Source organism: Saccharothrix isguenensis (assembly GCF_052936305.1).
Genome location: NZ_CP193626.1, coordinates 3157182 through 3178958 on the forward strand (window position 1 = coordinate 3157182; position 21777 = coordinate 3178958).

At 71.0% G+C, this 21777-nt stretch carries 18 protein-coding genes and 2 pseudogenes; 7 read left to right on the forward strand and 13 right to left on the reverse strand.

Features of this window, described 5'->3' with window-relative positions; genetic code table 11:
- Positions 1–19: 19 nt before the first annotated feature.
- From ACRAKI_RS14895 to ACRAKI_RS14905, 3 genes are all read right to left on the reverse strand, one after another.
- Positions 20–1237, reverse strand: coding sequence for a GDSL-type esterase/lipase family protein (locus ACRAKI_RS14895; protein ID WP_447007675.1), 1218 nt, complete (start codon positions 1235–1237; stop codon positions 20–22).
- 183 nt (positions 1238–1420) lie between these two features.
- Positions 1421–2566 (reverse strand): glycosyltransferase, encoded by a 1146-nt coding sequence (locus tag ACRAKI_RS14900; RefSeq protein WP_447007676.1) that lies wholly within the window; start codon positions 2564–2566, stop codon positions 1421–1423.
- 76 nt (positions 2567–2642) lie between these two features.
- Positions 2643–3107, reverse strand: a complete 465-nt coding sequence (locus ACRAKI_RS14905; RefSeq protein ID WP_447007677.1) for a MarR family winged helix-turn-helix transcriptional regulator — start codon at positions 3105–3107, stop codon at positions 2643–2645.
- A 74-nt stretch (positions 3108–3181) separates the two neighbouring features.
- Between ACRAKI_RS14905 and ACRAKI_RS14910 the strand changes: the two genes are divergently transcribed.
- Complete coding sequence (locus tag ACRAKI_RS14910) at positions 3182–5197, forward strand: MMPL family transporter (protein ID WP_447007678.1); 2016 nt, start codon at positions 3182–3184, stop codon at positions 5195–5197.
- A 530-nt stretch (positions 5198–5727) separates the two neighbouring features.
- Here the strand turns inward: ACRAKI_RS14910 and ACRAKI_RS14915 are convergent.
- Together ACRAKI_RS14915 and ilvD are read right to left on the reverse strand one after the other, a co-directional pair.
- Positions 5728–6018 (reverse strand): annotated as a pseudogene (locus ACRAKI_RS14915) (SAM-dependent methyltransferase); the annotation flags it as partial.
- 127 nt (positions 6019–6145) lie between these two features.
- Positions 6146–7843 carry a dihydroxy-acid dehydratase gene (gene ilvD / locus ACRAKI_RS14920; protein WP_447007679.1) on the reverse strand — a complete coding sequence of 566 codons (1698 nt, stop codon included), beginning with the start codon at positions 7841–7843 and terminating at the stop codon, positions 6146–6148.
- Between the two features lie 96 nt (positions 7844–7939).
- On the opposite strand from ilvD, the gene ACRAKI_RS14925 reads away from it, so the two are divergent.
- A complete protein-coding gene (locus ACRAKI_RS14925) occupies positions 7940–8332 on the forward strand; it encodes a hypothetical protein (RefSeq protein WP_447007680.1) in 393 nt (130 codons plus the stop codon).
- Between the two features lie 36 nt (positions 8333–8368).
- Here the strand turns inward: ACRAKI_RS14925 and ACRAKI_RS14930 are convergent, their stop codons facing one another.
- Together ACRAKI_RS14930 and ACRAKI_RS14935 are read right to left on the reverse strand one after the other, a co-directional pair.
- The gene (locus tag ACRAKI_RS14930; protein ID WP_447007681.1) at positions 8369–9481 is read right to left on the reverse strand and encodes a sugar ABC transporter substrate-binding protein; all 1113 of its coding nucleotides are present in this window, start codon (positions 9479–9481) and stop codon (positions 8369–8371) included.
- Positions 9482–9771: 290 nt separating this feature from the next.
- On the reverse strand, positions 9772–10212 hold the full coding sequence (locus ACRAKI_RS14935) for an SRPBCC domain-containing protein (protein WP_447007682.1): 441 nt from the start codon (positions 10210–10212) through the stop codon (positions 9772–9774).
- A gap of 189 nt (positions 10213–10401) precedes the next feature.
- Here ACRAKI_RS14935 and ACRAKI_RS14940 point away from each other — a divergent pair, with 189 nt between their 5' ends.
- The 4 genes and pseudogenes from ACRAKI_RS14940 to ACRAKI_RS14955 all read left to right on the forward strand — a co-directional run bounded on the left by ACRAKI_RS14940 (position 10402) and on the right by ACRAKI_RS14955 (position 13678).
- Complete coding sequence (locus tag ACRAKI_RS14940) at positions 10402–10779, forward strand: VOC family protein (RefSeq protein ID WP_447007683.1); 378 nt, start codon at positions 10402–10404, stop codon at positions 10777–10779.
- 130 nt (positions 10780–10909) lie between these two features.
- Positions 10910–11053: pseudogene (locus ACRAKI_RS14945) on the forward strand (NADP oxidoreductase); the annotation flags it as partial.
- Between the two features lie 143 nt (positions 11054–11196).
- The gene (locus ACRAKI_RS14950; protein WP_447008630.1) at positions 11197–11514 is read left to right on the forward strand and encodes a hypothetical protein; all 318 of its coding nucleotides are present in this window, start codon (positions 11197–11199) and stop codon (positions 11512–11514) included.
- A gap of 58 nt (positions 11515–11572) precedes the next feature.
- Positions 11573–13678, forward strand: coding sequence for an RtcB family protein (locus ACRAKI_RS14955; RefSeq protein ID WP_447007684.1), 2106 nt, complete (start codon positions 11573–11575; stop codon positions 13676–13678).
- A 36-nt stretch (positions 13679–13714) separates the two neighbouring features.
- On the opposite strand, the gene ACRAKI_RS14960 is transcribed toward ACRAKI_RS14955, so the two are convergent.
- From ACRAKI_RS14960 to ACRAKI_RS14970, 3 genes are all read right to left on the reverse strand, one after another.
- Entirely contained in the window at positions 13715–14554 is an 840-nt protein-coding gene (locus ACRAKI_RS14960; protein WP_447007685.1) for an NYN domain-containing protein, read from the reverse strand.
- Positions 14555–14638: 84 nt separating this feature from the next.
- Entirely contained in the window at positions 14639–16192 is a 1554-nt protein-coding gene (locus tag ACRAKI_RS14965; RefSeq protein ID WP_447007686.1) for a carbohydrate-binding protein, read from the reverse strand.
- A 291-nt stretch (positions 16193–16483) separates the two neighbouring features.
- Complete coding sequence (locus ACRAKI_RS14970) at positions 16484–18406, reverse strand: discoidin domain-containing protein (protein WP_447007687.1); 1923 nt, start codon at positions 18404–18406, stop codon at positions 16484–16486.
- 124 nt (positions 18407–18530) lie between these two features.
- On the opposite strand from ACRAKI_RS14970, the gene ACRAKI_RS14975 reads away from it, so the two are divergent.
- Positions 18531–19568, forward strand: a complete 1038-nt coding sequence (locus tag ACRAKI_RS14975; protein ID WP_447007688.1) for a LacI family DNA-binding transcriptional regulator — start codon at positions 18531–18533, stop codon at positions 19566–19568.
- 16 nt (positions 19569–19584) lie between these two features.
- Here the strand turns inward: ACRAKI_RS14975 and ACRAKI_RS14980 are convergent, their stop codons facing one another.
- The 3 genes from ACRAKI_RS14980 to ACRAKI_RS14990 form a co-directional block, all read right to left on the reverse strand.
- Entirely contained in the window at positions 19585–19767 is a 183-nt protein-coding gene (locus ACRAKI_RS14980; protein WP_447007689.1) for a hypothetical protein, read from the reverse strand.
- A 223-nt stretch (positions 19768–19990) separates the two neighbouring features.
- Positions 19991–20617: an MBL fold metallo-hydrolase gene (locus tag ACRAKI_RS14985; protein WP_447007690.1), complete on the reverse strand. Its 627-nt coding sequence runs from the start codon at positions 20615–20617 to the stop codon at positions 19991–19993.
- Entirely contained in the window at positions 20617–21702 is a 1086-nt protein-coding gene (locus ACRAKI_RS14990) for an S-(hydroxymethyl)mycothiol dehydrogenase (RefSeq protein ID WP_447007691.1), read from the reverse strand. Before ACRAKI_RS14990 ends, ACRAKI_RS14985 begins: the two co-directional genes overlap by 1 nt.
- Positions 21703–21777 lie beyond the last annotated feature (75 nt).

The following is a 21777-nucleotide window of genomic DNA, read 5'->3' on the forward strand; positions in this document are numbered from 1 at the left end:
CCGCCCCGGACGGCGGGTCTCAGCGCTCCAGCAGCATCGCCAGGTCCACCGCGTTCGCCATGGCTTCCGTGCCCGCGTCGTTCGGGTGCAGGTGGTCGCCGCTGTCGTACGCCGGGTCCAGCGTGGCCGGGTCGCCCGGCAGCGCGGTCGCGGCGGCGAAGTCCACCACGCCGTCGAACTCGCCGGAGGTGCGGATCCAGTCGTTCAGCGTCCGCCAGGTCGCCTCGCGCTCCTCGGTCCAGATGAACGAGCCCTTGAACGGCAGGACCGTGCCCCCGTACACCTTCACTCCCTTGGCCCGCGCCTGCGCGATCACGTCGCGGTGCCCGGCGATCAGGTCCTCGGCCGACGCGCTGTAGCCGATGTCGTTCACCGCCTCCAGCAGGATCATCGCCTTCACGCCGGTCTGCGACAGCACGTCCCGCTGCACCCGCGTCACGCCCGCGACGCCCCAGTACGGCTCGTCGCGGTCGGCGATGAGCCGGTTGCCGCCCAGGCCCGCGTTCACCACGGACAACGTCCGGCCGGGCACCGCGTCCAGCCGCCGGGCCAGGAAGTCCGGCCAGCGGCGGTTGGCGTTGCCGGTGGTGCTCGCGGTGTCGGTGATCGAGTCGCCGAACGCCACCACCGTGCCCGCGACCCGCCGCGACGGCGCCACGTCCACGCCGTTCACGACCATCCAGCACGGCGTGTCCTGGAACCCGCCCGACTGCACACCAGTCCGGTCGCCCGACGCCAGGTAGTTGCCCTGCGCGGTGAACGGGTGGTTGGTCAGCGGGCCGGTCGCACGCGGCAGGTAGGCGCTCACCAGCAGGGTCGACAGCGGTTTCACGGTCAGCGCGACCGGGTCGCTGAAGACCTCCCTCCCGGCCGGCACCGTGACGCTCCGCCTGCCCTGGAACGTCACCGTGCGCAAAGTGCCCGGCACCGCCGCGTCGCCGGACGCCTGCACCGCGACCGAGGTCCGACCCACCTCTAACGGCGTGGCGCCGAACGCGTTCGTCAGCCGGACCCGCACGGAGTTGCCGCCGGCGCTGAGGAACACCACGTTGCGCACGGTCTGGTTCTCCAGGCCCTGCCCCGCCGGGCAGTCGCTCCAGGGGATCACGCTGCCGACCACCGGGCTCGCCGCCCAGCCGGCCACCCAGGGTTTGCCGTGGGCCGTGGCGGCGGGCTGCGCCACCACGGTTGCCACGAGGGCGGCGATCACGGCCAGTTTCCCGACGTGTCCTGCCATGAAGGTCTTCTCCCTACGCCAGTCGTCATTGGTGGCGTCGCCGACCGTGGCAGCGAGGTGATTAACCGGTCAAGCGAGGCACGACGAGCGGTGTAAGAGTTGCGGTGAGTGGTTCGGCTTAAAGCGTAAGTTCGACGCTGCGGTGTGGCCGCGCCCCGCGGCAGGGGACGCGGCCAGGGAGGCTCAGGCGTACTCGGGCAGCGTGCGGGCCACGTCGTGCGGCGACGGCATGGCAGCCACCTCGTCGGCGATCGCCCGTGCCGCGCCGCGCACGGCCTCGTCGGCGAGCAGGCGCCGCGCCTTCGCCGTGATCGCCTCGGCGGTCAGGTCGGCACCGGTCAACCGGTCGCCCAGTCCCGCCCCGACCACCATCTCGGCGTTGCTGAACTGGTCGGCCCCCTGCGGCAGGAGGAGTTGCGGCGCGCCGACGCCGAACGTGCCCAACGTCGTGCCGCTGCCACCGTGGTGCACCACGAGGTCCACGTGCGGCAACAGGTCGGCCTGCGGCACCCACGGCACCACGACGACGTTGTCCGGCACCTCGCCGAGCGAGTCCACCTCGACCGTCGGGCCGGCGGCCACGAGCACCCGCGCGTCCACCGCCCCCAGTCCCTCGATGGCGGTCCGCAGCACACCCGCGTCGCCGAACGCGGTGCCCAGCGTCAGGTACACCAACGGCTCGCGGTGCGCGGTCACCCACGACGGCAGGTCGCCCGGCTCGGCGAACGGCACCGGCCGCAGCTCGATCCGCTTCGGCGACCTGGCCAGGAAAGCCGGGTCCTGCACCGACGGCGGGCAGATGTCCACGTACGGGTTGCCGAGCACCATCAGGTCGTCCGAGGGCACCTCGACACCGAGTTCCGCGGCGACCTCGGCCAGGGGCGCCTGCGCGTGGGCGCCGATGTCGTCGGGCCGCCACATCCGCCCGAACGAGTGGCACAGCGCGGGCACCCCGGCGGCCTTCGCGGCCAGGCCGGCGCCCGCGTTGGCCAGCTCGTGCACGACCAGGTCGGGCTTGCGCGCCGCGATGACGGGCTTCAGGTCGGCGGCGAAGCGGCGGGGCAGCACCGAGCCGAACACCAGGGGGATCACGTGCTGCCGGACGGCCTGCCCCCGCTCCGGCGGGATGTCCTCCTGTGCCGCCGCGAACGCCTCGCGCATGCCGATGCCACCGGTGACGTGCTCGATGCCGTGCGGGGTCAACGCGTCCGCGAACGCCGCGCCGGTGACGAACGTGACGTCGTGGCCCAGCTCGCGCGCGGCGATCGCGAGCGGCACCAACGGGTAGGTGTGTCCGTGTGTTTGCAGGCTGGAGAAGAGGATTCGCACCAGGCCGAGCGTAGCGAGGTTTTTTCTACAGCGGGTGAATTCGTCCGTTCGCCACCCTCGCGCAACGAGGTGGCGGTCAGTCCGGCGGCGAGGCCTGGTCGCCCCGCACCGCCACCGTGGCGTCGATGCTCGCGCTCAGGAACCGTGCGACGACCTCCTTGTCCGCCTCGCTGAACTGCTCCCACGCCTCGGTGAACGCGTTGTCGAGCGGGACGAAGAAGCGGCGGCCCAGGTCCAGCGCCTTGTCCCGCACCCGCACCTCCACCTTGCGCCGGTCTTGCGGGCTGCGGATGCGCTCGACGTGCCCGGCCGCCTCCAGCCGGTCGAGCACCGACGTCGTCGCCGACGCGCTCAGGTGCAGCGCCTCGGCCAGTCTGGTGGGCGTCATCGGCTCGCCACCCCACCGCGAGTCCATGATCACCGCCAGCGCGTTCAGGTCGGTTCGGTGCATCTTCTGCTTCTCGCCGAACAGCTCCGCGAACCGGTCGGTTTCGACCGTGAGCTGCCGGAGCAACCTGACCAGGGCCGAGTTGTCGGCCATCCGCCCTCCACTTATTCTTTCGATGGTCGAACTATCAGGCCGTCGAACTACGTGGTCTTGGAGGTCATTCTCCCGTGCAGGCGACCCGCACCCGCACCCGCTGGCTGCTGCCCGCCCTCGTGGCGGTCGCGTGGCTGGCGCTCGGCGGCTTCTCCGGACCGTTCGCGGGCAAGCTCAGCGAGGTCACGGTCAACGACAGCACCGCCTTCCTTCCGGCGTCCGCCGAGGCCACCGAGGTCTCCGAGCTGGTCAAGGCGTTCGGTGAGGTGCGCGGCCTGCCCGCGATCGTGGTCGCCGAACGCGCCACCGGGCTGACCCCGGCCGACCGCGAGTACCTGGGCAGCCGGAACTTCGCCGGTGAGGCGTCGCCGGTCATCCCCTCCGCCCGGGACGACCAGGGCGCGCAGGTAATCGTGGTGGTCGACCAGGGCGACCCGGCGGGCGCGGTGGAGGGGATCCGGGCCGAGGTGGGCGACCCGCCGGACGGGCTCACCGTGCTGGTCACCGGTCCCGCCGCGCAGATCGCCGACCTGAAGGAGGCGTTCAGCGGCATCGACGGCCTGCTGCTCCTGGTCGCGGGCGCGGTGGTGGCGCTGATCCTCGTGCTGGTCTACCGCAGCCCGCTGCTGCCGCTCGTGGTGCTGGTGTCGGGGATCTTCGCGCTCGGCCTGGCCAGCCTCGCCGTCTACCTGCTCGCCGACGGCGGCGTGCTCGACCTCAACGGCCAGAGCCAGGGCATCCTCTTCATCCTCGTCTTCGGCGCGGCAACGGACTACGCGTTGCTGCTCGTGTCCCGGTTCCGCGAGGAGCTGCGCGACACCGAGGACCGCTACCAGGCCATGCGGACGGCGTGGCGGGCCACCATCGAGCCGATCGCCGCGTCGGCGGGCACGGTGGTGCTCGGCGTGCTGTGCCTGCTGTTCAGCGACCTCAACTCGAACAAGGGCCTCGGTCCGGTGGCCGCGATCGGCATCGGCGCGGCGCTGCTGGCGTCGGTCACGTTCCTGCCGGCGGTGCTGGTGCTGCTCGGCCGGTCAGCGTTCTGGCCACGTCGACCGGAACTCGGCTCGCCGCACCCGGAGACGAGCGGGCTCTGGGCGCGGGTCGCCCGGCTGATCTCCGCCCGACCCCGGGCCACGTGGGTCGTCACCACGCTGGTGCTGCTCCTCGGCGTCGCGTTCGTGCCGCAGCTCAAGGCGTCCGGCACGACCCAGTCGGACGTGTTCCTCACCGAGGTCGACTCCGTCGCCGGGCAGGAAGTGCTGTCCCGGCACTTCCCGGGCGGCAGCGGCGCACCGACCGTGGTGCTGGCCCGCGCGGAGCGGGCGGAGGAGGTGACCAGGGCGGCGGACGTGCCCGGTGTGTCCGGGGTGCGGCCCGCCGGCGAGGCTTCGGGCCTGGTGCGGCTGGACGTCGTGCTGGACGACCCGGCCGACTCCGAGGCCGCGCTGGCGACCGTGCAACGGCTGCGTGAGGCGGTCCGCGCGGTGCCGGAGGCCGATGCCAAGGTGGGCGGACCCACCGCGACCCAGCTCGACACCCAGACCACGTCGGAGCGCGACCGGCTGGTGATCATCCCGATCGTGCTGCTGGTGATCTTCCTGGTGCTGGCGTTGCTGCTGCGGTCGCTGCTCGCGCCGTTGCTGCTGATCGCCACGGTCGTGCTGTCGTTCGCGGCGACGATGGGCGTGGCGGCGCTGGTGTTCAACGGGATCCTCGGCTTCCCCGGCGCCGATCCGGTGGTGCCGCTCTTCGGGTTCGTGTTCCTGGTGGCGCTGGGGATCGACTACAACATCTTCCTGATGACGCGGGTCCGCGAGGAGGCCGGTGGGCTGGGCACGCGGGCGGGCGTGCTGCGCGGGCTGACCATCACCGGAGGTGTGATCACGTCGGCGGGAGTGGTGCTCGCGGCGACGTTCTCGGCGTTGGCCGTGCTGCCCGTCCTGTTCCTCGCGCAGATCGCGTTCATCGTGGCGTTCGGCGTGCTGCTGGACACGTTCGTGGTGCGGTCGCTGCTGGTGCCCGCGCTGGCCGTGGACATCGGCCGCCGCATCTGGTGGCCGTCCCGGCTGGCCCGCGGGAAGGACTGACACCGGTGGGTGCGTGGCGGAGCCGAAGGACTCGGCCGTCGGCGGCGTTCGACGCGGCGCCCGTGGGTCATCGGGGTGATCCGAGGTCGGGCGGAGCACGAGGGTGACGAAGCCGAGCACGCCCCGGTAGCGCCGAGCCGGCTCTCCCTGTGGGCGGCGGACGTGGCGAGCGCCTGGGAGTGGTCCGGGTGGTCGGGGTTGTCGAGTGCCCAGGCGGCCAGTGAGCCGGTCCAGCTCCACTCGTACTCGTCCCACTCCGCCACCGTGCTCACGTGTCCGTGCACCTGAGTCCAGCCGTCCGCGACCACCGCGGCGACCGTCGCGGCGAGGTCGGCGTACGTCTGCGCACCGTCCAACTCCGCCCGGACCGCCGGTTCCGGCTCGCGCTCCCAGAAGCAGTCGCCGAGCAGCACCGCACCGACCTCGGCGAGGTGACCCCGTGCGGCGGCGAGGGCGGGCAGCAGCCCACCGAAGGCGTAGGCGGCGCCGACGCTGAGGACCACGTCCGCCCTGCGGTCGGACCGGTACGCGGCCACGTCCCGCTGGACCAGGTGGAGCCGGTCGGACACGTCGAGAGCGGCGGCCTCCGCGCGGGTCTCCCGGAAACCGGCGTCCGAGATGTCCCCGCCCACCGCCGTGACGCCCTTGTGCGCCCGTAGCGCCCGGAGCAACCAGGCGCCCTCACCACAGCCCAGGCCGAGCGCCTGCGCGTCCGGCCGATGGATCACCCGATCGAGGAGTTCCGTCACCGCATGATCGCTGAGGGGCGCTGCGATCGGGTGATCCCGGTGCGCCGGCGCGCTGAGTGTCTGTCGATCCACAACCGTGTGCTCAACACCTCGTCAGGCGCCGCGCTGCCGTTCGGTGACGAGCACTCGGCTGATGAGCACACCGGCCCGGGAGCGCCGGTGGGCGGGGACGACGACCTGTCGTCCCCGCCCGCAGCGCCTACCCGCAGACCGCGCCGTTGGACGCCGAGCCGACCAGCTTGGCGTACTTCGCCAGCACACCCCGCTGGTAACGGGCGGGCAGCGGTTCCCAGCCCACCCGGCGGGCGGCCAGTTCGGCGGCGTCCACCCCGATGTCCAGCGTGCCGTCGGCGACGTTGAGCGTGATCGGGTCGCCGTCGCGGACGAACGCGATCGGCCCGCCGTCCGCCGCCTCCGGGGCGACGTGGCCCACGCACAGGCCGGTCGTGCCGCCGGAGAACCGGCCGTCCGTGAGCAGCAGCACGTCCTTGCCCAGGCCCGCGCCCTTGATCGCGGCGGTGATGGCCAGCATCTCCCGCATCCCCGGCCCGCCCTTGGGGCCCTCGTACCGGATGACCACCACGTCACCGGCCTTGATCGTGCCGTCCTCCAGCGCGTCCATGGCCGCGCGCTCGCGGTCGAACACCCTGGCCGTGCCGGTGAACACGTCCGAGTCGAACCCCGCCGACTTCACCACCGCGCCGTCCGGCGCCAGCGAACCGCGCAGGATCGTGATGCCACCGGTCCGGTGGATCGGCTCGCTCATCGCCCGCAGCACCGTGCCGTCCGGGTCCGGCGGCGCGATGTCCGCCAGGTTCTCGGCGACCGTGCGGCCGGTGACGGTCAGGCAGTCGCCGTGCAGCAGGCCCGCGTCCAGCAGCGCCTTCATCACCACCGGCACACCGCCGATGCGGTCCACGTCCGTCATCACGTGCCGGCCGAACGGCTTCACGTCCGCCAGGTGCGGCACCTTCGCGCCGATCCGGGTGAAGTCGGCCAGGGTCAACTCCACCTCCGCCTCGTGCGCGATGGCCAGCAGGTGCAGCACGGCGTTGGTGGAGCCGCCGAACGCCATCACCACGGCGATCGCGTTCTCGAACGCCTCCCGCGTCATGACCTGCCGGGCGGTGATGCCCTTGCGCAGCATCTCCACCACCGCCTGACCGGACCGCCGGGCGAACCCGTCCCGCCGTCGGTCCGTCGCGGGAGGCGCCGCGCTGCCCGGCAGCGACATGCCCAACGCTTCGGCCGCGCTCGCCATCGTGTTCGCCGTGTACATGCCACCGCACGCGCCCTCACCAGGGCAGATGGCCCTTTCGATCAGGTCGACGTCGGCTCGGCTCATCAACCCGCGGGCGCACGCGCCGACCGCCTCGAACGCGTCGATGATCGTCACCTCGCGCTCGCTGCCGTCCGACAGCGTGACCCGCCCGGGCAGGATCGACCCCGCGTAGAGGAACACGCTCGCCAGGTCCAGCCGGGCCGCCGCCATCAGCATCCCGGGCAGCGACTTGTCGCACCCGGCCAGCAGCACCGAGCCGTCCAGCCGCTCGGCCTGCATGACCGTCTCCACGCTGTCCGCGATCACCTCGCGCGACACGAGCGAGAAGTGCATGCCCTCGTGGCCCATCGAGATGCCGTCGGACACGGAGATCGTGCCGAACTCCAGCGGGTACCCGCCGGCCGCGTGCACACCGTCCTTGCTCGCCTTCGCCAGCCGGTCCAGCGGCAGGTTGCACGGCGTGATCTCGTTCCAGGACGACGCGACACCGATCTGCGGCTTGACCCAGTCGTCGTCCCCCATCCCCACCGCCCGCAGCATGCCGCGCGCGGCGGTCCGCTCCAGGCCGTCGGTGACGTCGCGACTGCGAGGCTTGATGTCCGGCATCTCGTTCATGGGCCGAACCTAACGGTTCCCGGGGTGTTGTTCACGCCGTGCCGTGGCCGCCAGGTACTACGGTGGTGCAGTGGCAGGACGCGGGAGGCAACGACGGTGACCACCTGGACCGATGTGATCAACTACGTCCGCACGCGGTACGAGGTGCTGGAGGAGACGGACAGCTGGCTGCGGTTCCGGCTGGACACGGGGAACAGCCGCACCCAGCAGGTCGCGGTGCACCACGTGCCCGACGAGGACGGCGGGGGTTGGCTGGAGATCTCCTCGGCGGTCGGCCACGCCGACAGGATCGACCCCGGCCGGCTGCTCGAACTGGCCGGCACGTGCCTGGTCGGCGGCGCGGCGGTGGTCGACGGCGTAGCCCTGCTCAAGCACACCGTGCCGCTGGAGGACCTGAGCGTCCTGGAGGAGTTCGAACGCCCGCTGACGATGCTCGTCGCCAGCGCCGACGCGTTCGAGCACGAACTGACGGACAAGGACCACTTCTGACACCGGTCCACGGCGCGGCGGGCGGCCCGGGCGCGGCTATCCGATCAGGATCTCCAGGTCGGCGCACACCCGGGCCACGTCGCCCGCGCACAGCTCGGCGGGCTTGATCGCGTTCTCCGCGACGACCACCTGGCGGACGTTCTCGACGGTGATCAGGTCCGCGCCCAGCAGCACGGACTTCACGTCCCGGCCGGACACCAGGTCACGGGTGTTGCCCGTGGCCAGGTCGTCCGCGCCGCTGAGGTCGCCCTTGGCGACGGCGGCGGCCAGGCGCGCGGCGGCCTCGGCTTCGTCGCGGATCGGCTTGTAGACCGTCATGCACTGGTCGCCGCGCAGGATGGCGCGCAGGCCGTCCAGGGTGGCGTCCTGACCCGTCACCGGCACCCGTCCGGCGGCGAGGCCCCGCTCCTCGAGCACCTCGATCGCCGCGCCCGCCAAGCCGTCGTTGGCGGCGACCACGCCGTCCACCCGGCCGCCGTTCGCGTCGAGCATCCGGGCGAACGCGATCTTGCCCTCGGCCACGTCCCACTTGTCGACGGCGTGGCTCTGCGCGAGCTTCAACGTGCCGTCGTCGTACAGCGGGCCGAGTTTGCGGCGCTGGCCGTCCGCGAACAGGGTGGCGTTGTTGTCGGTGGGTGGGCCCTGCAATTCGATGATGTGCGCGCCCGGCCTGGCGCCCAGGCACTTCAGCAGGCCCTCGGCCTGGAGTTCGCCGACGTTGATGTTGTCGAACGAGACGTAGTAGTCGGCGTGGCCGCCCATGCTGATCCGGTCGTAGTTGATGACCGGGATACCGGCCGCCTTGGCCCTGGCCTCGACCTCCGCCCCGCCCTTCGCGCTCAGCGGCGTGGTCACCAGGACGTGGACCTGCTGGCGGATCATGTCGTCGGCGATGCTCGCGAACTTGCCCTCGTCGTTGTCGGCGTCCTCGATCAACGGCTCCACACCGGCGAACCGCAGTGCCTGGGCGAGCTTCGGCCTGTCCTGCTCCACCCACCGCGAGGACGTCTCGTCGTCCGGAAGGATCACGCCGACCACGGGTTTGCCGGCGTTCACGCCGTCCGGCTCGGACCGCGCCCCGCCGTCAGCACCGCACGCGGTGGAGATCAACGCGACAAAGGCGACGGAGAGCGCTCTCCGACGGTGCATGGCCGACTCCCGGACCTCATGTGCGAAAAGGGGGAGTCGGAATTCCAGCCTGTTCATCGGGGTCGAGTCAAGCTTTTCCCTGATTCGTGTTCGCGTGGTGACCGGGTGGTGAAAACGAATTGCGGAAAGAACCGTGACCGGTGGAATCGGGTCGTGATACCGGGAATTCCGGTCGGGCTCGGCGACGCGTGACGGCAGCCGGCGTCGCGCGGGATCGGCCTCCGGCGTGACGCTGCCGACCCCGCGCGACGTCGCCGTGGTGTTCCGCTTCGGTCACCCGGCCGCTTCGATCACCCCGTCTGCTCGGCGCGCTCCTTGAACGCGTCGAACACCTGCGGCCAGCCGCCGTTGTTGTCGTTCATCGCCTTGGTGCGCACGTCCTCCGGCGCGGCGAGGGAGGCGAAGCCGCTCTCCACGACGCGCAGGCGGGTCTTGTCGCCCTCCGTCGTCAGCGTGAACTCGACCAGGGTGGTGTTGCCGTCGCGCAGCTCCTCGCCGGGGAACGCGCTGGCCCAGCGGTAGGCGACGGACGTCGGCGGCGCGACCTCCTCCACGCGGACCGGGAACTCGCCGAACCGGGTGTTCTTCGCCACCACCGATTCGCCCTCCCGCGCTGCGGCGCCGGTGCTCGGGTCTTCGGCGACCCAGAAGCCCGGCACGGCGACGAGCGACCACACGCGCTCCAGCGGCGCGTCGATGAGTGTGTCGTGCTCGATCCGGTCTTCGCTCATGGCGTGGACTCCGTTCACTGTCGACGTTTGTTGCAACCAGATAGTTGCACAAAGTCGGGCGAGTGGCAACCGGACGGTTGCTACCTGAGTGCTCGGCTGCCAGGACACGGGTGACTCGAGAACCACTTGGCCCGTGCATCGCCTCGTCCGATATGGTTTCGGGCTCCCCGGCTGAGAGCAGGTGTCGCCATGGCGTGTCGAATCAGCGAGCTGGTGCTCGGTTGCCGCGATCCCGAGCTGCTGGCCCGGTTCTGGTGCGAGGTCCTGGACTTCGTCGTGCTCGATCGTGAGGACGGCATGGTGGAGATCGGGCCGCGCGAGGGGTTCGGCGGTCCACAGCCGACGATCATCCTCAGTCGAGGGGACGAGCCGGAGAAGGGGAAGTCCCGGCTGCACGTCGACGTCAACGCCACCGACCGCGATCAGGACGCCGAACTCGAACGCCTGCTGGAGCTCGGTGCGCGCCCGGCCGACATCGGCCAGACCGGGGAGGAGCAGTGGCACGTCCTGGCCGACCCGGAAGGCAATGAGTTCTGCCTGCTCAAGGCCCGCCTGCGTCCACTCTGACGCTCGTCGGCCACGCCTCGGCGGGACCTGGTGAAGGCCGCCCAGGCGTGCCTCTGCGGGGGAACCGATTGGTTCCTGACCGCCTCCTAGCCTCGCAGTCGTGAGAATCGGAATCCTCGGTGCGGGGACGATGGCGGACGCGTTGGGCTCGCGGTGGGCCGCCGCCGGTCACGAGTTGATGGTGGCCGGGCGGACGGCGTGGAAGGCCCGGAAACTGGCCGACAAGTGGGGAGCGCGCAGTGGGAGCTTCCGGGAGGTCGCCGAATTCGGCGAGGTGGCCTTGATCGCGGTGCTCCACCAGGGGGTGGCGGCGACGCTGGACGCGATCGGTGACGCCTTGCCGGCAAGGCCGTCATCGACTGCACCAACCCGGTCGAAGTCGAGCACTTCACGCTCGTCACGCGGCCCGGTGTGTCGATGGCGCAGCACATCGGGCAGGTCACCGGCGGGCACGTCGTCAAGGCGTTCAACCTGTGCCACGCGGACGTCTGGCGGATGGAGCCGCCGGTGTTCGACCACCGCCGCCTCGTCGTGCCGCACTGCGGCAACGATCCGGCGGCCACGGAACTCGCCACACGTCTGATCACCGACCTAGGGTGCGAGCCGTTGCGGGTCGGGGACCTCAGGCACGCCCATCACCTCGAGGCGATGGCCGCCGTCATGATCTCGCTGCTGTTCGGCGGAATGGACACCCTGACGGCGTTCAACCTCGTGGCAGGCACGAGGTCGGGGTGAATCTCGGTCGCGACCGGGTTCGATCGCGAATAAGTTCTTCCTCGAGCAGAGGAGAACCGTGGAGCAGATCAACAAGCGCCTGATGAACTGGGCTTCCATCCTGGACCCCGGCACGCGTGAGCAGGCCGAGAAGGCCTCGCGGATGCCGTTCATCTTCCCGCACTTGGCGCTCATGCCCGACGCGCACCTCGGGAAGGGCGCCACGGTCGGCAGCGTCATCCCGACCCTGGGCGCGATCATCCCGGCAGCGGTCGGCGTCGACATCGGCTGCGGGATGATCGCCGTCCGCACCCAGTTCACCCAGGACGACTTCCGCCAGCGTCCGCTCGGCGCTCTGCGCGAGGCGATCGAGAAGGCCGTGCCGCTGTCGGCGGGGAAGTACAACAAGCACCTCGCGTCCACGGCGCGTGAACGGGTCGGAGCGCTCGCGGCCAAGGCGGAGGAGGCCGGTTTCGACCCCGGCTCCTACGCCGGGAACTGGGAGCTCCAGCTCGGCACGCTCGGCAGCGGCAACCACTTCATCGAGGTCACCCTGGACGAGACCGGCCGGGTGTGGCTGTTCCTGCACTCCGGTTCGCGCGGTGTGGGGAACAAGATCGCCCAGAAGCACATCCGGATCGCCCGCGAGCAGTGCGACCGGCGCTGGATCAGCCTGCCCGACCCCGACCTGGCGTACCTGGTCGAGGGCGAGGACGACTTCTGGCGCTACATCCGCGAGATGCGCTGGGCGCAGGAGTTCGCCTGGCTCAACCGCGAGGAGATGATGGACCGCGTCGTGGACTGCGTGACGGACTGGGTGGGCCGTGACGTGGAACGACAGGAAACCGTGAACTGCTTCGCCGGCGAGACGCAGGTCATCACCCGCACAGCCACGCGTCCGATCGAGTCGTTGGCGGGTGGGGTCCACGAGTTGCTCACCGCCGACGGGGAATGGGTGAAGGCCCCTGTCCGGTCGTTCGGACGGCAGGAGGTCCACGAGATCGTGCTCAGTCGCTCTGGGGTGATCAAGACGATCCGGGCGACGGCCGACCACCGTTGGCTTCTGCGTTCGCGACGAGGACACCAGTACGAGGCGACGACGGCTGAGCTGAAGTCCGGCGAAAGGCTCGAGGTCACCTTCCCGCGCCGGCCGGACGGGCTCGCGGTGGACCGTGAGGCTGCCGCTCGCGGTTTTGTCTACGGCGACGGTCACAAGGACGGCAACCGCGCCATCGCGAACTTCTGCGGCACCAAGGACACCGCGCTCCAGCCGCTGTTCGCAGGGCTCGGGCGCCCGCCACGCGTGTACGACAAGGTGACACGGATCAACGGGCTGCCGGTCGAGTGGAAGACCGAACGGCCGACGCTCGACTCACCGCCAGACGTGCTGTACGGGTGGCTCGCGGGGTACTTCGCGGCCGACGGTGATGTGGGCGAGACGGGTCGCCCGACTCTCGCTTCCTCATGCCGGGAGAACCTGGAGTTCGTCCGGCTGGCCTGCCAGGCCGTCGGTATCGGCACGTTCGGCATCAGGACACGGATGCGGTCCGGCTTCGGCACCGAGCCGACCGCCCTGCACCTCGTCGGCCTGATGCGAGGCGACCTCGATCCGGGGTTCTTCCTGATCGAGGAGCACCGGGCTCGGTTCATAGCCGGGCGACACGCCGCCGAGCGCCGCGGTTGGAACGTCCTCTCCGTTCGGTCGACCGGAGAAACGACCGAGGTGTACTGCGCCGTCGTCGAAGGTACGCACTCGTTCGCTTTGGCGGACAACATCCTGACGCGAAACTGCCACCACAACTACACGGAGCAGGAAACCCACTTCGGCAAGAAGGTGTGGCTGTCCCGCAAGGGCGCCATCAACGCCGAAGAGGGCGCCCCCGGTCTCATCCCCGGCTCGATGGGCACGGCGTCGTACGTGGTGGTCGGCAAGGGCAACCGCGTCGCGCTGAACTCCTCGCCCCACGGCGCCGGGCGCGAGTACTCGCGGTCGGCCGCGCGCCGGGCGTTCAACCGGGAGGACCTGCGCAAGGCGATGGTCGGCATCGAGTACCGCGACACCGACGCGTTCATCGACGAGATCCCGGCCGCGTACAAGGACATCGACGTCGTGATGCAGGACGCGCGGGACCTGGTGGAGGTGCGGCACACGCTGCGGCAGATCGTCAACGTGAAGGGGGACTGACCCGGCTCGCTCGGGCCGGGCTCATTCGGGCCGGGCTCACTCCGGCCGGATCGCCTGCGCCCGCGGGTACTTCCGGCCCGGCACCGGCGTGGGCGACCCGGTGAACGACACCGGCGTGCCGGGGAGCAGCAGGGTGAGGCCTTCGGGCAGGTCGTCGCGGGAGGCGTACCAGGAGCCGCCGCGGGCGTCGGTGATGAACCCGTGCGGCTGCCCGGTGCGCCAACCGGTCACCGTCCCGCGACGACGCCCGCGCGGCAGGCCGGCGGAAGAGGCGACGGCCTCGGCCGAGCGCACGAACGGGCGCCGCAGCGGGTAGTCGTCGTGGTCGGTTGGCGTGAACAGCGCGTCGAAGGCCGGTGTCAGGGTCGCCGCCGCCCGCAGCGGAGCCGCCGTGCGCGGCGTCCAGGCGGGCGGCGAGACGGACGGCACGTCCACCACCGGCACGACCACCCGCACACCGCGACCGGTCAACCGGGTCACCAGCGGCGTGAAGTCGGCGTCGCCGGTGACCAGCACGACCCACTGCAGCGGCACGGTCGTCGCGCGCTCCCACGCTTCGAGTGCGAAGTGGACGTCGACGCCCTTCTCCTTGCCGCCGTGCAGCGGCAAATCGTGCCGGACGACCCCGGCGGACGCCAGCACCGCGTCGAACGACGCGGCCGGGGTCTCGATGCGACCCCGCACGTAGTGGGCCTCCCGCAGCACGCAGTCGTCCAGCGGGAGCCCGGTCTCGGTGTGGACGTACCACCGCAACGCGTCGTGGAAGCCGTCGAGCGAGACGCGGGCCGCGCGCGGGTGGGCGGTGGCGTAGAAATCACTCAGATAAGCGAACCACGTTCCGTCGTAGAACACCCCGATGCGCACGATCTCCGCCACCTGACGAACCTTACCCGGCCGAACGGGCGCACCACGCGGGCCGGGCGGAGCACGCACCCGACCCGACCCGCGTGGGCGACGCCGCTAGCCGAAGGTCACGACGAGGCGGCCGTCCGCGGCGTACGACCAGCGCAGGGCGCCGGTGTAGGAGGAGCACCGCGAACCGTTCGTGCCGGACCAGAACTGGTTCGAGCCGTCGACGTTGCCGAGGGTCCGGTCGTTCGTCCCGCTGCCGGTGCGGCACGAGGTGTTGTTCCGGAACACCGAGCTGCCGCCGTCGAAGTTGAAGTTGCGCTCGGTGTTGTCGATGCTGATGTTGTCCGACACCGTCATCGAGCCGAGGTTGCGGTTGTAGGTGAAACCGTGCTTGCCGTTGTCGTAGGCGATGTTGCGGCGGATGACGTGGTTGACGCCGATGTCCTCGCCGCCGAGCTTGTACCCGTTGCGGTCGCCGTTGCCGGCCTGGCCGCCGTTGCTGAGCGTGCCGTTCTCGTACGCCAGCGAGTCCTCGATGGTCACCGCGCCGATGGGACCCGTGTCCGTCTTGGTGTAGAGGTCCCAGCCGTCGTCGATGTTGTTGTGCGCCACGGCGTAGCGGAAGACGTTGCCGGGTCCGGAGGTGAGCTTCGCGGCGAAACCGTCGGCGTCCTCGCCGTCGGAGTCGGCGTTGTCGTGCGACTCCGCGCTCAGGATGAGGTTGTTGGCCGGCCACTGGTCCTTGGGCGTGGTGGAGAGCATCCGCGAGAGCTGCAACCCGGTGTCGCGGTTGAAGCGCGTGATGGTGCGCTCGAAGATGTTGTTGCTGCCGCCGACGAAGATCCCGTTGTCACCGGCGTGCTCGACGATGATGCCGTGGACGTGCCAGTACGACCCGTTCACGGCGAGCCCGCGGTTGGCCGGGTCCTCGGACTGGGCCGAGAAGTTCAGCACCGGCGTCTCGCCGGGGTGGGCGGCCAGCTTCTTGCGGGCGGTCGCCGTGCCGTTGTTGCCCTGCGGGATGGTGACGGTCCGGGAGTGCGCGTACGTCCCGCCGCGCAGGTAGATCGTCCCGCCCGGGGCGATGCGGGTGATCGCCGAGGTGAGCGTCGTCGGGTCCGCCACCGTGCCCGCCGCGCCGTCGCGGCCGTTCGGGGCCACGTACAGCGTGTCGCCGACCGGCGGCGGGGTGCCTTCGGACGTGAAGTCCAGGTAGTCGAGGTTCGGCAGGCCCGCCGAGCCGGTCGGGTTGAGCCGGATCGTGTTGCTGCCCGCGTTCACGGTGGCGGTCAGGGTCTTGGTGACCCAGGTGCTCCACGCGCCCGTGCCCTCGAACGGCACCGACTGCGCGGTCGTGCCGTTGACGATCAGGTTCGCGGACCGGGCGCTGGTGGTGCCGTTGGCGAACCGCACCGCCAGCGTCGCCGTGCCCGCCGCCGCGGCGTTCACGGTGAACTGGGCGTAGGCGCCGGTCGCGTTGGTGCCGTTGCAGAACCCGGTGCCGGAGAAGCCCGACCAGTCGCTGTCGATGGAGCCCGTGCAGACGGAGGGCGACGTCTCCGCCTCGTGGTGGGTCGTCGCGGCGTTCGCCGTCCCCAGCGATAACGCCAGGACGGCGCTCGCGGCCAGGGCGACGCCCGCGGCAAGCGGTGTGAATCTCATCGTGGGATCTCCTGTGTCGTGGAAGCCGCCAATTCCCGCGATTCCACGAGAACGGACACCGCTGCGCGAGCGCTCATGCACGCCTCCTTGCGGGCAATCGGCCGGAACGTGACCTGTTCCCTCGTTCACGTCTCTGAACTGCGCAAACATTGTGACGAGCGGTCTCAGGCACGTTAACTCAGCTGTTCTCGACACACAATGTCCGAATGGCTGACCGCACGGAGTTCATGATGGTGAACAATCACGCCGAATGGGAATCGTTCACCATCATGAACTCCGCGGTGGTATTGGTCAGTCGTACAGGCGGATGTCCGCGATGCTCCACCAGTTGCCCGCCGCGCCGGTCGACGTGACCCGCAGGTGCCTCGCACTGGTGCGGCGCACGTCGATTTCGGTCAGCTGGCCGGCGCCCGTGCCGGTGGCCAGGGGCCGCCACGTCGTGCCGTCGTCGCTGATCAAGACTTCCCAGTTGCGGGCGTAGTCGCCGAGGTCGCCGCCGCTGTCCACGGCCACCCGGCGGAAGTGCTCGCGGGAGCCGAGGTCCAGTTGCACGTACTGACCCGACGCCTGGGCCTGGCCGCTGCTCCAGCGCGTGGAGGCGTCGTCGTCCACGAGGTTCCCGACGCCTTCACCTGCCGGTGACGCGGTGGCGGTGGCGCGGTCCAGCGACACCTGGTCGAGCTTGGTGCGGAGCGCGTGGTCGCGCGGCCAGGTGAACGTGGCCAGCGCGCCGCCGGGCAGGGTGTACTCGAAGAGCCGTTCGCCGACCTTCACCGCGAACGTGCGCGGGTCGTCGTTCTCGTTGTGCACCACCAGTGCGGTGGAGCCGTCGCGGTTGCGGAACGCCACGTCCATGACCTGGCCGTTCCAGCCGGTGGTGCCGAACGACGTGCTCGCGACCCGCTTCGCGCCCGGCTTCACGAACTTCGACAGGTGGCCGATGGTGTAGTACTCGGCGTCGGTGGTCACGCTGCCGTCCGGGTGGACGGTGACCAGGCCGGTGCACGTGCCGCAGCCGCCGTTGTGCGGGCCGCCGGTGCTGTCCAGCGCGATGTTCCAGTTCACCACCGACTTGGCGTGGTTGCGGGTCGTGCCCACGACGACGTTGCGGGCGTGCCAGGTGAGCGTGTCGCGGAAGACCTTCGCCGGCGGGTCGGTCGCGCCGCGCGAGCCGGAGCACTCGGTGAACCAGATGCCCTTGTCCGGGAACGCGTCGTGCAGTGCGGTCTGCGCGCTCGGGTCGCCGTAGTAGCAGTGGAACGCGGTGCCGGCCACCCAGCGCGCGGCCGGGCTGCCGAGGATCTGGAACGGGTAGTCGGTCTCCGGGCTCGTCCCGGGCGGGGTGGCCGCGATGTCGTTGGGGTGCGTGGCCCAGTTGTGGTCGTAGGCCAGGATCTTCGTGCGAGGGCTGGCGGTCCGCAGCTTCGGGCCCAGCGCCTCGATCACCGCGAGCTGCTGCGCCACCGGCATGTCCGTGCCGGGGTAGGCGTCCGGCGTGCGGTTCTGGGGTTCGTTCTGCACGGACAGGAAGTCCACCGGCACGCCGGCGGCGGTGTAGGCCTCGACGAACTTCACCAGGTAGCGGGCGTAGGCGTCGTAGACCGCCGGGTCGTCCTCCAGCCGGCCGCCGACCAGCGAGTCGGTCGTCTTCATCCACGCGGGCGGGCTCCACGGCGTGCCCATGACCTTCAGCGCCGGGTTGAGCCGCTTCGCCTCGCGCAGCAGCGGCAGCACCTGCGCCTCGTCGGGGGCGATGCTGAAGTGCTCCAGCGGGAAGTCCGTCTGACCGGCGGGGACGTCGTCGTAGGTGTAGTGCTCGGCGGCGGCGGTGAAGTCCGACGAGCCCACCGGCTGGCGCAGGAAGCTCACGCCGATGCCGTGCACCGGGTCGAACAGCTTGCGCATGGTCTCGGCGCGCACCTCCGGGGCCAGCGCGTGCAGCACGGTCGCCGACGAGTCGGTGATCGACGCGCCGAAGCCGTCCACGGTCTGCTCGGTGCGGTCCGGGTCCACGACGATCGTCGGGTGCGGGGAGGAACCGGCGCCGAACGTGACGGGCGCGCGCTCCGCCAGCAGTTCCGCGCGGTCGACGGTCGTCACCCACACCCGCGCCCGCGGGCCGGTCTCGTGACCACCGGCGGCCTGCCCTGCCGGCACGGCGGCGAGACCGAGGATCAGGGCCGCGGCCGAGGCGCGGCGAACAGTCGTTCTCATCGTCGTCCTTAAGCTGAGGAGGTCCGGATGTAACACGAGGTCAATCACTGTGTAACGGCTGCTCGCAGCATGAAACACTTGCTTCCGGCTGTCGTCAACCCCGCGCCGGACACCGGTCGCTATAGTGAGCACGTGCAAACAGAAGCCGGTGACCTGCGGCAACGTCATGCCCGATAACCGGCGCGTCACCGTCCGCGACATCGCCGCGGAGACCGGTGTCTCGATCGCCACCGTCTCGCGGGTGCTCAACGACCACGCCAACGTGGCCCCGCGGACCCGCGATCTGGTACTCCAGGCGGTCGAGCGAAGCAAGATGCGCGTCAGCGAGCCGGGCCGGCCGCGCACCGTCTACGTGCGCTGCCCCTACGTGCTCACCGACTACTTCGGCCTGATCGTGTCCTCGATCGCGGAGACGCTGAAGCGCCACGGCCTGCGCCTGGTGCTCGACGCGGGGGAGTCCTCCCAGCACGCCGACACGCTCGCCGGCCTGCCCGACGAGCCCGGCATCAACGCGGCGATCCTCATCCTCCCGCCGGAGACGGGCGACCAGCTCGTCGCCCTGTCCCGCACCGACCTGCCGTTCGTCGTGGTCGACCCGCGCACCCCGCCGCCACCGGACATCGCCGCCGTCTCGGCCGCGCACTTCGCCGGTGCCCGCGCGTTGACCGGCCACCTGGTCGGCCTCGGCCACCGCGACATCGGCGTCATCGCCGGGCCTGAGGACTGGCTGGCCAGCGACGCCCGGCTGGCCGGTCACCGCGCCGCGCTCTCCCAGGCGGGCGTCCTGCCGATGGCGCACCACCTCTGGCACGTCGAGCCGACCACGGAGGCCGGTCACCGCACCGCCGCGGAACTCCTCGACCACCCGGAACGGCCCACGGCGATCGTCTGCTTCAACGACAAGCTGGCCGTCGGCACGTTGCAGGCCGCCCGTGAACGAGGGCTGCGCATCCCCGACGACCTCTCGATCGCCGGGTTCGACGACATAGACATCAGCCGGGCGACCGACCCGCCGCTGACGACCGTGCGCCAGCCGTTGCAGGAGATGGGGCGCATCGCCGTCACCCAGCTCATGCGGATGCTCGACGGCCACCAGCCCGAAGCCCTGCACATCGAACTGGCCACCACGCTCGTCGTCCGCCACTCCACCGGACCGGCCTGATCCGCCGGCCGCAGAGTCAGGCGATGGCGCCGCCGACGTGCGCGACCACCTCCCGCAGCCAGGTGTGCCCGGCGTCCTGGGTGTGCACCGGGTGCCACCGCATCGCCTCCTGCAGCGGCACGGCGGGGAACGGGCACGGCAGCACCCGCCCGCCCGCCGTGGTCGACCGCTCCGCCAGCCGCCGCTGGATCATCGCCACCCGCCGCGTCCCGGCGGCAGCAGTTGGGACAGCGGCACGGACACGTCGGGCTGATGCCCAGCATGCTCAGCTGCCGGGTGACCGGGGCGTCGCAGGCCCGCTGGTACACCGCCCACGGCAGACGGCCCAGGTCTTCGAGCGTCAGCTCGTCACCCACCTCGGGGTTCTGCAGACGCACGCAGAAGGGGCCTGCGTCCCCTCCGGAACGCAGGCCCCACCCGCGTCAGTGGCCTTGGCTGTGCCAGTCGGTCAAGTGCGACGCCTCTGTGCCGATCGTGGTGTCCTCACCGTGGCCGGTGTGGACGACGGTGTCCTCCGGCAGGGTGAACAACCTCGCCGCGATGGACCGGACGATCGTGTCGAAGTCCGAGTACGACCGGCCGGTGGCGCCCGGTCCGCCGTGGAACAGGGTGTCCCCGGTGAACACGGCGCCCAGGTCGGGGGAGTAGAAGCAGCACGCGCCGGGTGCGTGACCCGGGGTGTGCAGCACGTGCAGCGAGATGCCCGCGATCTCCACGACCTGTCCGTCGGCGAGGTCGCCGTCCGGCGCGACGTCCGGGTGGGTCAGGTCCCAGAGCACGCGGTCGGCGGGGTGCAGGAGCACCGGCGCACCGGTCGCGCGGGCCAGGTCCGGGGCGACGCGGACGTGGTCGTCGTGGGCGTGCGTGGCGAGGACGGCCTTCACCTCGCGCCCGTCGACGACCCGCAGGATCGCGTCCACGTCGTGCGGCGCGTCGATCACGACGCACTCGGTGTCGTCACCCACGACCCAGACGTTGTTGTCCACGTCGAACGTCTGCCCGTCGAGGCTGAAGGTGCCCCGCGTGACGGCGTGGTCCACCCGGGCCATCAGAAGACCACCACCGAGCGCAGCACGTCACCGTGGTGCATCTTGGCGAACGCGTCCTCGACCTGGTCGACCGCGATGGTCTCGGTGACGAACGCGTCGAGGTCGAGCCGCCCCTGCCGGTAGAGGTCGATCATGTACGGGAAGTCGCGGGACGGCAGGCAGTCGCCGTACCAGGACGACTTCAGCGCCCCGCCGCGCGAGAAGAAGTCGATCAGCGGCATGTCGATCCGCATGTCCGGCGTCGGCACGCCGACCAGCACGACGGTGCCGGCCAGGTCACGGGCGTAGAACGCCTGCTTCCAGGTCTCCGGCCGCCCCACCGCGTCGATCACCACGTCCGCGCCGAACCCGCCGGTCAGCTCCCGCACCCGCGCCACCGCGTCCTCCGACGCCGCGTCCACGGTGTGCGTCGCCCCGAGGCCGCGCGCCCACTCCAGCTTCCGCGGGTCGAGGTCGACCGCGATGATCGTGGTCGCCCCGGCGATCCGGGCGCCCGCCACCGCCGCCGAACCGACCCCGCCGCAGCCGATGACGGCGACGCTGTCACCCCGCCCGACGTTGCCGGTGTTGACGGCCGCGCCGAACCCGGCCATCACCCCGCAGCCCAGCAGCCCGGCCACGGCCGGTGACGCCTGCGGGTCCACTTTGGTGCACTGCCCGGCGTGCACGAGCGTCTTCTCGGCGAACGCGCCGATGCCCAGCGCCGGGGACAGCGGCGTCCCGTCGGCCAGGGTCATGGGCTGGGCGGCGTTGTGGGTGTTGAAGCAGTACCAGGGCTTGCCCTTGAGGCACGCCCGGCACGTGCCGCACACCGCGCGCCAGTTCAGCACCACGAAATCGCCCGGCGCGACGTCGGTGACGCCGTCGCCGACCTGCTCCACGATCCCGGCGGCCTCGTGGCCGAGCAGGAACGGGAACTCGTCGTTGATCCCGCCTTCCCGGTAGTGCAGGTCGGTGTGGCACACGCCGCACGCCTGCACCCGCACCACGGCCTCACCCGGCCCCGGGTCGGGCACCACGATGTCGGTCACCTCGACCGGGGCGCCCTTGCCCCGGGCCACCACGCCACGAACCGTCTGTGTCACGAATTCCCTTTCTCGGTGCTGCTGTCCTCAGCGTTCATACCCGATCAACCCGCACGGTAAGCGACTCCCACGCGC